Annotated in this window: 11 protein-coding genes; 6 read left to right on the plus strand and 5 right to left on the minus strand. The window is 68.6% G+C overall.

All coding sequences use genetic code 11. From position 1 onward, the window contains the following. Window positions 1–214: 214 nt before the first annotated feature. The 3 genes from ACFVUT_RS34815 (at window position 215) to ACFVUT_RS34825 (ending at window position 3274) form a co-directional block, all read left to right on the plus strand. Window positions 215–607: a hypothetical protein gene (locus ACFVUT_RS34815; protein ID WP_389659670.1), complete on the plus strand. Its 393-nt coding sequence runs from the start codon at window positions 215–217 to the stop codon at window positions 605–607. A gap of 597 nt (window positions 608–1204) precedes the next feature. Next, window positions 1205–1696, plus strand: coding sequence for an SUKH-3 domain-containing protein (locus ACFVUT_RS34820; RefSeq protein WP_389659673.1), 492 nt, complete (start codon window positions 1205–1207; stop codon window positions 1694–1696). 462 nt (window positions 1697–2158) lie between these two features. Continuing rightward, complete coding sequence (locus ACFVUT_RS34825) at window positions 2159–3274, plus strand: ADP-ribosylglycohydrolase family protein (RefSeq protein WP_389659676.1); 1116 nt, start codon at window positions 2159–2161, stop codon at window positions 3272–3274. 183 nt (window positions 3275–3457) lie between these two features. Here the strand turns inward: ACFVUT_RS34825 and ACFVUT_RS34830 are convergent, their stop codons facing one another. Beyond that, a complete protein-coding gene (locus ACFVUT_RS34830) occupies window positions 3458–5038 on the minus strand; it encodes a sodium:solute symporter family protein (RefSeq protein ID WP_389659679.1) in 1581 nt (526 codons plus the stop codon). Between the two features lie 381 nt (window positions 5039–5419). Further along, window positions 5420–6202, minus strand: a complete 783-nt coding sequence (locus ACFVUT_RS34835; RefSeq protein ID WP_389659682.1) for an SDR family oxidoreductase — start codon at window positions 6200–6202, stop codon at window positions 5420–5422. Window positions 6203–6282: 80 nt separating this feature from the next. Here ACFVUT_RS34835 and ACFVUT_RS34840 point away from each other — a divergent pair, with 80 nt between their 5' ends. Then, window positions 6283–7122: a hypothetical protein gene (locus tag ACFVUT_RS34840; RefSeq protein WP_389659685.1), complete on the plus strand. Its 840-nt coding sequence runs from the start codon at window positions 6283–6285 to the stop codon at window positions 7120–7122. Window positions 7123–7440: 318 nt separating this feature from the next. On the opposite strand, the gene ACFVUT_RS34845 is transcribed toward ACFVUT_RS34840, so the two are convergent. From ACFVUT_RS34845 to ACFVUT_RS34855, 3 genes are all read right to left on the minus strand, one after another. Continuing rightward, the gene (locus tag ACFVUT_RS34845) at window positions 7441–7647 is read right to left on the minus strand and encodes a DUF397 domain-containing protein (RefSeq protein ID WP_189278436.1); all 207 of its coding nucleotides are present in this window, start codon (window positions 7645–7647) and stop codon (window positions 7441–7443) included. A gap of 238 nt (window positions 7648–7885) precedes the next feature. Further along, a complete protein-coding gene (locus ACFVUT_RS34850; RefSeq protein ID WP_389659688.1) occupies window positions 7886–8755 on the minus strand; it encodes a helix-turn-helix domain-containing protein in 870 nt (289 codons plus the stop codon). Between the two features lie 271 nt (window positions 8756–9026). Further along, on the minus strand, window positions 9027–9749 hold the full coding sequence (locus ACFVUT_RS34855) for a GPP34 family phosphoprotein (protein WP_389659691.1): 723 nt from the start codon (window positions 9747–9749) through the stop codon (window positions 9027–9029). A 180-nt stretch (window positions 9750–9929) separates the two neighbouring features. Here ACFVUT_RS34855 and ACFVUT_RS34860 point away from each other — a divergent pair, with 180 nt between their 5' ends. After that, window positions 9930–12803, plus strand: coding sequence for a hypothetical protein (locus ACFVUT_RS34860; protein WP_389659694.1), 2874 nt, complete (start codon window positions 9930–9932; stop codon window positions 12801–12803). A 280-nt stretch (window positions 12804–13083) separates the two neighbouring features. After that, window positions 13084–14958: an MFS transporter gene (locus ACFVUT_RS34865; RefSeq protein ID WP_389659770.1), complete on the plus strand. Its 1875-nt coding sequence runs from the start codon at window positions 13084–13086 to the stop codon at window positions 14956–14958. The last annotated feature ends 74 nt before the right edge of the window (window positions 14959–15032 follow it).

The raw sequence follows: 15032 nt of genomic DNA on the forward strand, positions 1-15032 counted from the left end.
ACCGAACTCCACGACGCCTTCGTCTCCCTCGCCTGCAGCCTCATCTGCTACAGACGCCTCAAGAAAGCCCGCTCATGATCGTGTTACGAGCTCTACGGGTACATGAAAAGTGGCGGTAGCGTCTCGACATCCTTCCGGCCGGCAGAGTGCCTCTCTTGCTTCCGTCGAACGACAATGAGATATCGGTAGTGGTTCAGGGAGGGAGGTACCTGTAATGCTGTTCCTTGATAGATTCAGGGAATTGTCTGGGAATCTCGGGCGATCCTCATCGCTGACCCCCCATCGCGCCATCGAAGAGTGGACAGAGTTTGTCGACGACTGCACGGAGGGCTATGAAGGAACTCTCTTTGAGTACTGGGACGACATGTCGATCCGCAGTTTTCTCCAGCGTGTGATGGACGACCCAGCAATCAAAGAAGTTCCTGAGCTGGAATGGTTCGAGACGGAAGTCAGGCGAGTGGATGAAAAGTTCGCTGGCCTGTTGGCCCAGGGGTTCGATGTGCAGGGTGGGCGTGGTTGGTGGGAGCGAAAAGTCCCGCGTGTTGCTGGCCGTGAAATGGCGGAAAATGTCAAGGAGCAGTACGGGTACGAAATCGAGGTAATCTGATCAAGATTTCTGCCCGGTAGCCTTCTGGTCGATATCGATTCGAGAATCGACTGCATGCGCGGAGCCCCACCGAATCGTCATTCGGTGGGGCTCTCGGCGGTTTGACAGCAGCGTCAGTGGACGGTAGCTGCGGTGGGCGGGCCGTCTGGAGCGTTGTGAGCCGGGTTGAGGGCGTCTGCATCCCTAACGGCAACAACACCGGATTTCAGCGCACTCCCACGCACGCCAGCGGAGCACTAAAATACCGTTGACCTACATAAACGCAGGCAGATAGAGGTCACCGACCATGCGTACTATGTGCTGGCGGGGGCTACGCCGGTGCTCGTGCATAACTGCAACACTGGCGATCTGTTGGTGGGGTGTGCCGACAAAGTTCTTAACGAGTCAGGCGTGAAGTTCGTTTCTGAGTGCACGTCTCCGTCGGGCCGGAAGTGCTACGAATGCAATAAGTGCGCCCATCAGGGGAGGTGCGATGCGAACGGTGAAGTCGAGAAACAACTCCATGTCAACGTCGAATAGGGCTGGGCATGGTGAACTTGCCACCCCCTGCGGTCGCTGCGGGCGACTGCTGGATTACCTTGGTATTGGATAGCCGTCATGATCAGATTTGATTCGCTGCGACCCGATCTGCTGCGAGCTCTTCGTGACGCTGGCTGGCACCCTCGAAGGAGGGTTGGCGTCAGCCCTTGGCTCGACTCCTTGCAGCAGGAAGGGTATCTGCCGAATCAGCAGGCCGAAGAAATCCTTGCCGCGCTGGGTGGGCTAGTCATTGAGCCAATAAATCAGTCCGGCTCAAACTTCAGCAACGATGAACCGTTCAATTTTGATCCCATCTCGGCTGGGTCGGGCCAGCGGGGCCTGGCGACGGAGATTGAGGGAGTCCTGGGCGGGCAGTACTTTCCGATCGGCGAATGGCTCAGTTATTCGAGCGTTTTCATTGAAGCCGAGGGGAAGGTGGTAGCCGCCGGGCTCGGATGGATCTGGGAAATGGGCTCCACCTTCGAAGATGCTTTGGAGTTGGCGATCTGTGCAGATCGCCCCCTGGTGTGCCTGTACTCCGACCCAGGGCTAGAACCGTGGCCTCACTGACGTCATGGCAGTAAATCGAAGCCCCGCCAGGTGTCCTGGCGGGGCTTCTGTGTGGGGTGACGGCAGTAGTTGACGGCAACGTCAGTGGACGAGGGCGGCGGGGGATGGCGGGTCGTCGTCGTTGGGCGTCTTGATGGTCTCCGGGTCGCCGAGCGCGTTGCCGCGGGTGTCGATGGCCTGGCGTTGGAGGCGAGAACCGGACGGGGGCGTAGATGCCGGCTGTGACGCCGAGGCGGGCGTGGCCCAGTGGGTTCCTTCATCGTGACGAGGTCGACTCCCTGTGCCAGGTGCAGGGCGCGGTCGTGGCGCGGGTCAAAAACGACCTGCGGGACGTCCGTCCACATACCCACGCGTACCCAAGTCCGCCCCCTCAACCGGCCGTTCACGTTCGATTACAGTGCTGGGCAGTCGCAAGGCGGGCGACCGGCCGACGGGCCGACGGGCCGACGGGGGAGGGGCACGGTGAGCACTGGGACCACAGCTGTCTGGGGCCGTGCCGAGCAGCAGGACTTCCGGAGCCGGGTGCGGGGCGCGCTGCTGGGCGGGGCCATCGGGGACGCGCTCGGCGCGAGTGTCGACGGGCTCACGCTCGAAGAGATCCGGGCGGCCCACGGCGCCGACGCCGTCACCGACTTCGTCCCCGCGTACGGCGGGCGCGGTCGCGTCACCGCTGTCACCCAGCTCACCCTGTTCACCGTCGACGGGCTGATCCGCGCCCAGGTCCGCCGCGACACCGGCGCCTGGCACCCGCCCACCGATGTGCACCGGGCCCATCTGCGGTGGGCGGCCACCCAGCACGACTGGGGGCCCGACGAGCGCCGCAAGGACAACGGCTGGCTCGCCCTCGAAGAGTGGCTCTACGCGCGCCGCGGGCCCACCCGGGAGTGTCTGACGGGGCTCGGGGACACCACCATGGGCACCCTCGACCGGCCGAAGAACCCCAACGCGCGGGACTCGGCGGCGCTCACCCGGTCCGCGCCGTTCGGGCTGCTCGTCGGCTGGGAGCCCCAACTCGTCCTCCAACTCGCCGTCGAGTGCGCCGCGCACACCCACGGCCACCCGACCGCGCTGCTCTCCGCGGGCGCTCTGGCCGTCATGGTGCACGGGCTGGCCCGCGGCGAGACCCTGGACGGTTCCGTCCAGCACGCCCTGGCCCTGATCGCCGAGCGTCCCGGGCACGAGCCGCTCACCGAAGCGCTGAAGCAGGCACTCGGCACCGTACGCCAGGGCATTCCGGGACCGGCCCTGATCGAGTCGCTGGGGGCCACGGACGCCGCCGAGGACGTCCTCGCCGTCGCCGTGTACTGCGCACTGGTCGGCGAGGACATCCGGCACGGGCTGCGGCTGGCCGTCAACCACGGCGGGCCCTCCGCCGCCACCGGCGCCCTGTGCGGGGCGCTGCTCGGCGCGCTGCACGGCGAGACCGCGCTGCCGCCGACCTGGCTCGCCGAACTGGAGGGACGGGCCACGCTGTTGGAGCTGGCCGACGACTTCGCGATGGAGATGACACAGGGCCCGGCCCTGCACAGCCCGTCGGCCGCCGCGCCCGGCTGGCTGACGCGTTACCCGCGCGGCTGAGCCCCGGCGCGGTCGAGGGGCGGTCGAGGGGCGGATCCGCACCGTGACAGCGAGCCGTATCCCTGTCACGTTCCGAACCCACCCCCTGCCCCGCCCCCCAACGCCCCGCCCCCCTCAACGCCCCGTCCCGCAACGCCCGTCACGCAACGCAACACCCCGCCCCACCCCGTACGGTCGCGGGTGTCAGTCCTTCACGTCTTTCACGTCCTTCGTGAACGCGGTGTCCCCGTGACCGGCCTGGGCCGGAACCGTCGCTCCGGCGCCCGGGCCGTCACCGTCCGAATTGATCAGCTCGATGACCGCGTCGCGCTCGGGGGTGTCCTCCGGCTTGATGAAGCCGATCGCGATGTAGAGGACCAGCGAGATCGCCAGGGGCAGCGCCACCTGGTACTGCAGCGCGACATCCGTCTTCACCGAACCGTCGAAGTTGTAGTTGGTGAAGTAGAACGCCAGCAGGCCCGCCGCCCAGCTGACGAGCGCCGCCGTCGGACCCGACCTGCGGAAGCGGCGCAGCAGACCCAGCATGAACGGAATCGCGATCGGGCCCATCAGACCGGCGACCCACTTGATGACGACGGAGATGATGTCCTTGAACGTCGGCGAGTTGATCTGGGTGGCCAGCGCCATCGACAGTCCCAGGAAGCCGAGTGTGGACAGCCGCGCCGCCAGCAGCCCGGCCCGGCTGCTCCAGCCGCGCGCGGCCTTGGAGAGGACGGGGGCGATGTCCCGGGTGAAGACCGCCGAGATGGCGTTGGCGTCCGAGGAGCACATGGCCATCGTGTGCGAGAAGAAGCCGACGACGACCAGTCCCAGCAGACCGTGCGGCAGCAGTTGCTCGGTCATCAGGGCGTAGCTGTCGGAGGCGTCCGGCTTCTGCGCGTGGACCAGCAGCGGGGCGCACCACATCGGGAAGAACAGCACCGTGGGCCAGACCAGCCACAGGACGGCGGAGAGCCGGGCCGAGCGCTTCGCGGCGTCGGCGGACTCCGTGGCCATGTAGCGCTGGGCCTGGTTCCACATGCCGCCGTTGTACTCGAAGGTCTTGATGAAGAGGTACGCCAGCAGGAAGGTCGTGGTGTACGGGCCGGCCGTCGGGTCGGTGTGGCCCTCGGGCAGCTTGTCCCAGACGGTCCACAGCGTGCTGACACCGTCGAGCTTCGCCATGGCGGTGACGAGCATCGCGATCCCGGCGAAGAGCTGGATGACGAACTGCCCCAGCTCGGTGAGCGCGTCGGCCCACAGGCCGCCCACGGTGCAGTAGACGGCGGTGATGCAGCCGGTGATGAAGATGCCCTGGGTGAGCGAGATGCCGGTGAAGACGGAGAGGAGGGTGGCGATGGCCGCCCACTTCGCGCCGACGTCCACGATCTTCAGCAGAAGGCCGGACCAGGCGAGTGCCTGCTGGGTCGGGATGTTGTAGCGGGTCTTCAGGTATTCCAGTGGGGACGCGACGTGCAGGCGTGAGCGCAGCCGGTTGAGCCGGGGCGCGAAGAGCTGGGCGCCGATGCCGATCCCGATGGCGATCGGCAGCGACCAGGTCACGAAGGACGTGACGCCGTACTGGTACGCGATCCCGGCGTAGCCGGTGAACATCACCGCGCTGTAGCCGGACATGTGGTGCGAGATCCCGGACAGCCACCACGGCATCTTGCCGCCGGCGGTGAAGAAGTCGCTGACGTTGTCCACGCGCTTGTGGGACCAGAGCCCGATCGCGACCATCACGCCGAAGTAGCCGATGAGCACGACCCAGTCGAGACTGTTCATGTGCCCCCTCCTGGGGTCCGCCTTGTGAACGGGGACGCACTTCGTCGGTACGGCCGCTCAGCGGGATCCCCGTGCGGGAGCGGGGACTTCGGGGATTGAACCGCCTGTCCAGTACCCCGGTCAAGGTTTGTGCGGTCAGAGATGTGAACAGGGATCAGCAAGTCGAACGTTTTTGCTTTTTCTTGACCAACGCGAGCGTTGTCGTGAACGCGACGACGGCCACACGATGAGCGGGCACTTCGTCAGGCTGTGCAGAACGTCGGGAGTACCGAGAAGCGCAGAGAGACCGCACGGGATGCGGGTCCCGTGCGGCCGAGAAGGAGGAGAACTGCTCGGAGGAGAGCTGCTCGGAGGAGAACTGCTCCGGACGGCAGTAGTGGCTCAGCGCATCAATTCGCCGGCGTTGACCAGCAGGGACTGGCCGGTGATCGCCCGCGCCCGGTCCGAGGCCAGGAACGCGGCGGCCTCCGCCACATCGCCGTCCGTGGCCAGGTCCGGAAGGGCCATGCGCTCGGTGAGCCTGCCCAGCACCTCGTCCTCGGGCACCCCCTCGGAGTGCGCCGTGAACCGTACGTACGCCTGCACCGGCGGGCCCCACATCCAGCCGGGCAGCACCGTGTTCACCCGGATCCGGTGCGGGCCGAACTCCCGCGCCATGGAGTACATCGCCGAGGTGAGCGCCCCCTTCGAGGCCGCGTACGCGGCCTGCCGCACCTGGGACGGTGCGGCCACCGAGGACTGCGTACCGACGAGGACGACCGAGCCGCCCCGCTCTTTGAGGGCGGGCAGGCAGGCGCGGGTCATCCGCAGCGTGCCCAGCAGGTTGACGTCGATGACCGACTGCCAGGTGGCGAAGTCGGCATCCTCGATGCCGCCGAAGTAGCTGTCCCAGGCGGCCACGTGGACCACCGCGTCGATCCGTCCGAACCGTTCCAGCGCCAGCGCGGCGAGCGCCTCGCACCGCGCCTCGTCCGTGATGTCGGTGGCCAGGTGGGCGGTGTGCCGGCCCTCCGGGTCGATCACGGCGGCCGACGCGGCGAGGTGCGCGGCGGTACGCGCCCCGAGCACCGCGTTGCCGCCGTCCCGCACGACCGTCGCCGCGACCTGATGCCCGAGCCCGGCGCCCACGCCGGACACGATGACGGTCTTCCCCGCGAGCAGCATCGGTGGCCTCCGGGCTCTGGCAGTTCTTCTGACGGAGCGTCAGAGTAGGACGCCGTTGCGGAGTACGGAAGGGGAACGGCATGAGCGACGAGACGCGGAGCGACACCTACGCCGAACTGGCCGCGCTGGGGCCGTACGGAGTGCATCCCGGCCATGCGCTGATCACCATGGTTGAACCGCACCCCGGCCATGAGTACGCGTACAACCGCTGGTACGAGGACGACCACTACTACGCGGGGGCGATGGCGATGCCGTGGATGTTCGCGGGCCGTCGCTGGGTCGCCACGAGGGAGCTGCGGGAACTGCGCTACCCGGAGAAGTCCGCCGTCGCGCAGCCCGTCGGCGCCGGTTGCTATCTGTCGACGTACTGGGTGACCGACGGGCGCTACGACGACCACATGAAGTGGACCGTCGGGATCAACAAGCGCCTGAACCGGGACGGCCGGGTCTACCAGGACCGTTCCCATGTGTTCACGTCGTTCCAGGACCACGAGGCGACGGTCTACCGGGACGGTGCCGCGGGCCCCCGGGACTTCCACGCGCTCGACCACCCCTACCGCGGGTTGGTCCTTCAGGTGCTCGACGCCGAGGGTGCGGAGCAGCGGGCCGAGTTGCTGGAGTGGCTGAGAGTGCGGCACCTGCCGAAGCGGCTGGGCGGTTCCCCGGCGGCCATGGTGACGGTCTTCCGCCCCACGCCGCTGCCGGGCGACCGGATGACGTACGTGAAGCAGGTCGAGGGCGTCGACACCCGGCTGACCCTGCTGTGGTTCCTTCAGGAGGACCCGCGCGACTGCTGGGACGAACACTTCACCGGGCTCGACGCGGCGGTCGCGGAGTCCGGCCTGGGGCGGGTGGAGCTGGTGGCGCCGTTCATTCCGACCGTGCCCGGCACCGATCTCCATGTCGACCGTCTGCGCTGAGAGATCAGGGGGCCGGGAGTTCGGGAGCTCGGGAGCTCGGGAGCTCGGGAGCTCGGGAGTTCGGGCGTTCGAAAGGTGCAGGAGGTGCAGGAGGTGCAGGAGGTGCAGGAGGCCGGGAGGTGCGTGAGGCGTGAGGCGTGAGGCCGGGGAGGCCGGGGAGGTCGGAGTTCGGGGCCGAGCGGCCTCGGGGAACGGGGAACTCCGGCTACGGGACGGCACGTTGCACGGAGCCCCCTCGGCCAGGACGGCGGACCAGTCGAGAGGGCTACCGGCAGCACCGGAATCGATGCTGCGATGCGAACGCGGACAAGCATTCCGTCAGGCGTCGACGGCACCCTTGCCGACGTCACGTACGAAAGCGTTCCACGCGGCGGGGACGAACGTGATCGAAGGACCCTCGGGGGCCTTCGAGTCGCGTACGGCGATTGCCTGCGTCAGAGGGGACTTGACTTCGACGCAGGCGCCGTTGCCCCCGGAATACGAGGATTTCGTCCACTTGTCCGTAGCACCCTGACGAATGGCCATGTTCACTCCAATTCAGAGAGTCGTATGAAGGACGCCAACAGCATTTACTTGAGCATTGCTCTGGTTGGCGTGATCGACGCTACTCGTCAAGTCCTTGAAGCGGAGGGGCCGTTCACTCGACCGAGTGGTATATACCATGACAGTCTTCCGCTACGGACGGGCGGCGGTGTACTGTTCGCCGCCCCTCCCGCAACATCGCTTCATCTCCCGCATACCGGACTTTGTGGGCTGTCCGGCTTTAGGCGCCGTGGAGTTCGGTGTATTCCTTCACGATTCGACCGATGAAGGTCCGGGTCTGCTCCGCGTTCAGCGCCTGGGCCCGGAGGTGTTCGTACATGACGCTGTATCGCTGCACATCGTTGGCTTTCTCCAGGTAGAGGTCGCTGGTGACGCCCTCGATATAGACGACGCTGGAATCCGCGGCGTCGGGGAATTCCAGAACGGCGTACTGCCCGTTGATACCGGGATGCGCGCCCATGTCGAACGGCAGTACCTGCACGGTGACGTGCGGCAGGTGCGACAGCTCCAGCAGGTGCTCCAACTGCTCGATCATCACCTGCTTGCCGCCGACCAGCCGGCGCAGCGCGGATTCGTCGATCACCGCCCACAGCCGCAGCGGACGCTCCGGGTCCGTGACCCGGTCCTGGCGGCGGGCCCGGACGCTGACGCGCTTGTCGATGTCGCTCGGCGGGGCCTCCGGCAACGCGCCGTGAATCAGCGCCTCGGCGTAGCTCCGGGTCTGCAACAGGCCCGGAACCACCTGGGGTTCGTACACCCGCAGTGATTCGGCGTCGGTCTCCAGGCCGATGTAGACGCTGTACGGGATGTCGCCGAAGGCGTGCCACCAGCCCTGCTGGCGGGAATCCTTGGCCATCTGCATGAGTGATTCGACGACCCGGTGGTCCTCGACCTCGTACACCCCGCAGAGATCACGTACATCGCGCTGGCTGATGGAGCGGCGGCCGTTCTCCAGGCGGCTGATCTTCGACTGCGAGACCAGCAGCCGCTCCGCCACCTCCTCGGCCGTCATGCCCTTCAGTTCGCGCAGTCGGCGCAATTCCTGGCCCAACCGGCGTCGCCTGACGGTGGGATTGACGTTGGACGGCACGGAAACGGCACCTCCGCTGTGTAGCTGTGCGTATCTACTGCTGAGCAGATTGCCACCATTGCCCCCGGTCGCGCTGGGAAATGGCCACACGCAAGCGCGCGGGGCAGCCGTGATTCCGGCTGCCCCGCGCGTGGTGCGGCTCCCGAACCGGGTCTTGGGGACGACGGTGCGGCGGTATTCGGTTGGTGCTGCGGTGCTGCGGTGCTGCGGTGCTGCGGTGCTGCGGTGCTGCGGTGCTGCGGTGCTGCGGTGCGTGGCGACGGGTGCGGTCCTAGTGGACCGCGGTGGGCGCCATGCTGCCGCGGCGGGACTGCGACTGCACTTGCGGTTGCAACGGCACGCCTGCCGCCTGATTACGGCGCGGCTGTGCGACCGCTCCGTTCTGGACGTCCATCACGGCATGCGCCACGAGTCCGCCCATCGGGTCGTGCCTGATCAGGTCCCGGAGCCTGGAGCGCGATGAACGCCCCTCGTTCCCGGGGTACAAGTGCTTGCCGAGTCCGACCGAGTGGGCCAGCGCGGCGAGCGCCGCGGTCCGCGGGTCCGGCGGTACGCCGGTGCGGATCGCACTGTCCAGCCTGGCTCTGATGTCCCGGCTGATTGCCGTGTCCGTCGCCTGGTAGCGAGTTGTCGGCAGCACTCCGCACATCTGGCCCGCCACGGCATGCACCATGCCGCACCGCTCCAGGTGAGCGAGGTAGATCTGGCGCAACCCCAGCCGGGGTCCGCCAATCCAGTGGACCGCCCGAACCGGGCTGCCGCGTCGGCGCAGCAGTTCCAGTGCGGAGTCCAGAGTCGGATCTCCTGTCGGCCGTGGCATCACCACGGCGATACGATCCCCGTCAGGGGCTATCCGTCCTGCCAGAGCCAGCTCCACTAGCTGAGCTCCGGCGAGGCCGAGGTCGAGCGACTGCGGCTGCGCTGTGGTACCCGTGGCCGGGTCCAGAGCGAGCAGCAGAAGCTCCTCCGGAATTGTTCTGCGGCTCCTGCCCATCCATGCCTCCCCGCGTGGATGAATGACAGGGTGACCCCTCTCACATTGGTCTGTCGAGGGTGCCTGGGTGCTTTGTACGGGAACCAGTAGGTATGTCGTTCTCGTCTAGCAGCCGAGCGGGTGGATTCACCCAGGACACTGGTAGATGGTTCGGACAGCGCGGGGATGTCCCCGTGCCGCATGGAGGAGGCATCGGTGGCGGGCGAGTCCCCCGACAAGTCGGAGCAGCAGAAGTCCTCGGGGACGGCTCGGAGCGAGAGCGGGGGCGACCCGCGGCTTGCCGTCTTCCGTGAATCGTCCACCCGGTCCGAAGCGGGTGGCGGGGCGGACGCCGCGACGGCCGTCTTCCGTACCGGGTCGGCTCCGGGGCCGTCCGGCAGGGGAGCCGAGGGCGCCGAGAGCGCGGAAAGCGCCGAGAGCGCGGAAAGCGCCGAGAACGCCGAGAACGCCGAGAGCGCCGAACGCGCCGAGAGCGTCTCGGTGGACACGGCGACGGCTGTCTTCCGGACGAGGCCGGCCGAGGGTGCCGAGAGTGCCACTGGCGACCGTGACGACTCCGCGGCTGCCGAGGGGGCGGGGAAGGTCGCTCGCAGCCCGGAGGGCGCGGCTGAGGCGTCTGATGCTTCCCAGCCTGCCGGGGGCTCCGGTGACTCCGAGGCCCAGGAGGGCTCCTCGGACACCGAGGGCGCCGAGGGTGCCGGGGAGCCCGCTGAGGCCCGTGAAGGGGCCTCTGGGTCCTCCGAGGGGTCCTCCGAGGCCGCCGGGCCCTCGACGCCCGCAGAGGGCGCGGAGGGGGCGGAGGGGGCGAACGGTTCGGAGGGCGCGAACGCCGCCGAGTCCGTGCAGGACGCTGAGTCCGCTGAGTCCGCAGATCCCGCTGCGCCCGAGGCGGGCGACGCGCGGCTGCGTGCGGCGGTCGCCGCGTGGGTGACGAAGGATGACGGCGCGAAGGATGACGGCGCTGAGGACGACACGTCCGGGGCTGAAGCCGCGTCCGACGTGGATGCCGACGCCCATGCGGACGGCGACGCGGACGGCGCGACCCCCGGCACCGTGGCGGAGAGCGACGCGCCTGAGCCCGTCGCTCCGACCGACGGAACCTCGGACACGGCGACTGCGTCGGCCGATGCCGATGCCGATGCCGATGCCGATGCCGATGCCGATGCCGATGCCTCGGACGAGCTGTCCGACGGTGCCGGAGTCCCGAAGGCCGACGCCAAGGACACCGCCGACACCGACCGCACACCGGACGCCGCAGGGAAGCCCGGCGAGGACAGCGCGTCCGGCGAGTCCGCCGGCAATGGCGATACGTCCGACAAGGCTGACAAGGGCGGCGCGTCCGACAAGGGTGACAAGGCCGGCAAGGCCGACAAGGGTGGTGCGTCCGACGAGGGCGGCAATCCCGGCGCCGCCGGTGATGGGCGCGGAGTCGACCAGCCGACCGCCGTCTTCCGGGCGCCGTCCGTGCCCAAGGTCGACCAGCCGACGACCGCGCTGAAGATCACCCGTCCGCTCCCGAAGCCGGACGCGGAAGCGAAGCCCGAGTCCGCCACCGAGCGGACCAGCAGGTTCGTACCCCTGCGCGGGGACGACGTACGTCCGGCGCCCACGCCCCGCAAGCCCGAGGCGCCGGCCGCACTCTCCTTCGCGAAGCCCGGAACACCCGGAACACCCGGAACACCCGGAACAGCCGGAACGACCCGCGCGGCCGGCCTGCCGCCTGCCGCCGCCTCGCTCTCCGGCGCCGAGCGGACCACGCAGCAGCCGCTGCCGCCCAAGCCGCCGCTCGACCTGCTGGCCGAGCTGACGAACACGCCTCCGCCGCCGGAGACGCCGGTCCGTAACGCCGTCCGCCGGGTCAAGATCTGGACCCCGCTGGTCCTGCTTCTGCTGATCGTCTTTGCGATCGTGCAGATGGTGCGCCCGCTCCCGGAGCCCGAGCTCCAGTTGTCGGTGAAGCCGACGTACACCTTCGAGGGCAGCAAGCCGTCGCTGCCGTGGCCCGACGAGGGCCAGGGCTACATGGCGGCCACCGGGCTGGGCACGGTGGACTCGTTCGGCGAGCAGAAGGCCGTGCCGATCGGCAGTGTGGCCAAGGCGATGACCGCGTACATCGTGCTCAAGGACCACCCGTTGAAGGAGGGCGAGAAGGGCCCTTCCATCAAGATCGACGCGAAGGCGGAGTCGGACGGCAAGCTGGACTCGGAGGGCGAGTCGACGCTCAACACCGTGAAGGCCGGTGACGAACTGACGGAGCAGGAGGCGCTGGCCGCGATCATGATTCCGTCCGCGAACAACATCGCGCGTCTCCTGGCGCGCTGGGACGCGGGTTCCGAGGAGGCGTTCGTCAAGAAGATGAACGACACCGCCGCGTCGCTCGGCATGACCAACACCACCTACACGGATCCGTCCGGCCTCAACGCGACCACGGTCAGCTCGGCCGAGGACCAGGTGAAGCTCGGCCAGAAGCTGGTGGAGATCCCGGCGCTGATGGCCATCACGAAGCTGCCGTCGTGGACCGACCCGTCGGGCAAGAACCGGCGGAACTACAACACCCTCGTGCCGTACAACGGCGCGCTCGGCATCAAGACGGGCTCCACCACCAAGGCCGGCGGCAACCTGCTCTTCGCCGCGCACAAGATGGTCGGCGACACCGACCAGCTGATCGTCGGTGCCGTGCTGGGCCAGCACAAGCCCGCCATCATCGACACGGTCAACGCGGTGAGCAAGGAAGCCATGATCGCCACCCAGGAGCTGCTGGAGGGCGCCAAGGTCGTGAAGAAGGGCGATGTGGTCGGCACCCTCTCCGACGGGCTGGGCGGCAGCGTTCCGGTGGTCGCCACCGAGGACGTCTCGGCGGTCGGCTGGCCCGGTCTCACGGTCAAGCTCGAACTGACCGACGACGGGAAGGCGATCCCGCACTCCGCGGCAGCGGGCACCCACGTCGGAACGCTCACGGTGGGCAAGGGCACCAGTCAGGTGAAGGTGGCCGTCGCGCTGCAGAGCGATCTGGCGGAGCCGACGTTCGGAGCCAAGCTGACCCGGATCGGCTGACCGGCCGACGACCGGATCGGCTGACCGGCCGCGACCCGGCTCGGCTGACCGGCCGACGACCGGAACGGCGTACGCCGTCGGGACGAGCGCGCCGATCCCGGCCCCCTCTTCCCGACGGCGTACGTGTTAGCGTCCCGGAGCAACCCAAGGACGTCGGCACGGCGTCCTCGCAGGTGTACGGGATACGGGGTACGGGGCGGGCAGACACGGGGAGACGGGGAGAGCCGCAGTGACCACCGCGGAACCGAAACCCGGCCATGGGGCGGCCGACAACAGGGACATGACGGGCAGCACCGGCGGAGGCCGGAGCGGCAGCACGGGCAGCACCGGCGCAAGCCGCCGGAGCGGCGTGACGGGCAGTACCGCCACAAGCGGGGGCGGCACACGGACGGCGACGCGCGTCCCGGACCCTCCCGAGCAGCACAGCGCCCCGTCCCGGCGCGCCCGCGCCGAGCGGCTGCTGCGGCACCCGGTGACCATCGCGACGGCAGCCGCCGCAGTCACCCACGTGCTCTGGTTCTTCTTCTTCGCGAACAGTGGCGGCGACCTCGCGGCCCAGGACGCCTGGGCGGAGTTCGTCGGCCGGCATCCCGGTACCGCGTACAACCTCGCCTGGTACGGGGGCATGCACCCCGTCTCGTACAGCATCGTGTCGCCGTATCTGATGTCCGTGCTCGGCGTGCGTACCACGATGATGATCGCCGGGACCGTGTCGGCGGCCCTGACCGCGCTCATCCTGGTCCGGGTCCGGGCCGTCCGCAATCCACTCGCCTGCTCGCTCGCCGGAGTGTTCGCGTACCTGTGCAACGCGCTGTCCGGGCGCGTGACGTTCGGGCTCGGCATGATGTTCGCGCTGGGCGCCGTGGCGGCGGTGTTCTGCTGGCCCCACCGCTGGCGGTACAAACGGTGGGCGAAGGCGGCCGTCGCCGCCCCGCTCGCCGGGCTCGCGACGGCGAGCAGCCCCGTGGCCGGACTGTTCCTGGGCGTGGTCGCCGCCGCGCTCTTCCTGAACAAGCGGCGCCCCGGGGCGTACGCGCTGGGCCTGGCCCCGGTCGCCGTCGTGGCTCTGTCCGCGTGGCTGTTCCCGTTCTCCGGTACGCAGCCGATGTCGATCGCGACGCTGTCGCTGCCGTTCGTCTTCGCGGTCCTCGTCTTCGTCCTCGTCCCGCGCGACTGGAACACGGTCCGTGCCGCAGCCGCCGTGTACGGCGTCGGGACGCTGCTCACCTATGTGATCGACTCGCAGATCGGCTCGAACGTCACCCGCATGGCGATGCTGTTCGCCGGTGTGGTGCTGCTCGCCGCGATGCCGTACACGAAACCGCGCTCCCGCCGCTGGTACGCGCTGGTTCTCGCGTTCGCCGGGATGAACTTCTGGATCGGCTTCAAGGGCGTCGACGACATCGTCCGGACCGCCCCCACCGCCTCCTGGACGCGTGAGCTGGCCCCTCTCGTCAACGAGTTGCAGGAGGCCGGGGCGGAGCGCGGCAGGGTCGAGGTCGTGCCCGCGAGCAGCCACCGGGAGGCGTCCGCGCTCGCCCCGTACGTCAATCTCGCCCGTGGCTGGAACCGGCAGGCGGACATGGAGCGCAACCCGCTCTTCTACGACGACACCCTCAACAGCGGCAACTACCGTCAGTGGCTCGACCGCTGGGCGGTGCACTACGTGGTGCTGCCCAGAGGGAATCCGGACTCCAACGGCGCCGAGCAGGAGGCGGAGCTGGTCGGCCGGGGGCTGCCGTATCTGGAGCCGATCTGGTCGGACGCCAACTGGCGGCTCTTCGAGGTCGACAGCCCGGTGCCGATGGCGGATCCGCCGGCCACGGTGGACCGGGCCGAGGCGGGCGAGCTGACCATCCATGTGAAGGAAGCCGGCCGGATCCTGATCCGCATCCCGTACTCGCGCTGGCTCGCCCTGGTCGACGACAAGGGCAAGAGCGTGGAGCGTCCGCAGGAGACCGAGGAGTCCAAGCAGCGCGAGGACGAGGACACCCCGCGGACCTTCGTCAACACCAACGGCTGTCTGATCAAGGTCGAGGAGGACGAGGACGGCGACGAGTGGACGGAACTGCTCGCCCCCCGACCGGGCGTGTACCGGCTGGCCGCGCCCTACCAGCTGTCACCCGGAACACCGTGCCCGGAGGAGCTGCGCTGACCTCGGGCGCGGGCCCGGGGCGGCAGCGGCCCTGGGGCAGCACCCGTCCCCGGGGCGGCAGCGACCCGGGTCGG

It is taken from the genome of Streptomyces sp. NPDC058051 (assembly GCF_042885475.1).
Taxonomy (GTDB): Bacteria; Actinomycetota; Actinomycetes; order Streptomycetales; family Streptomycetaceae; genus Streptomyces.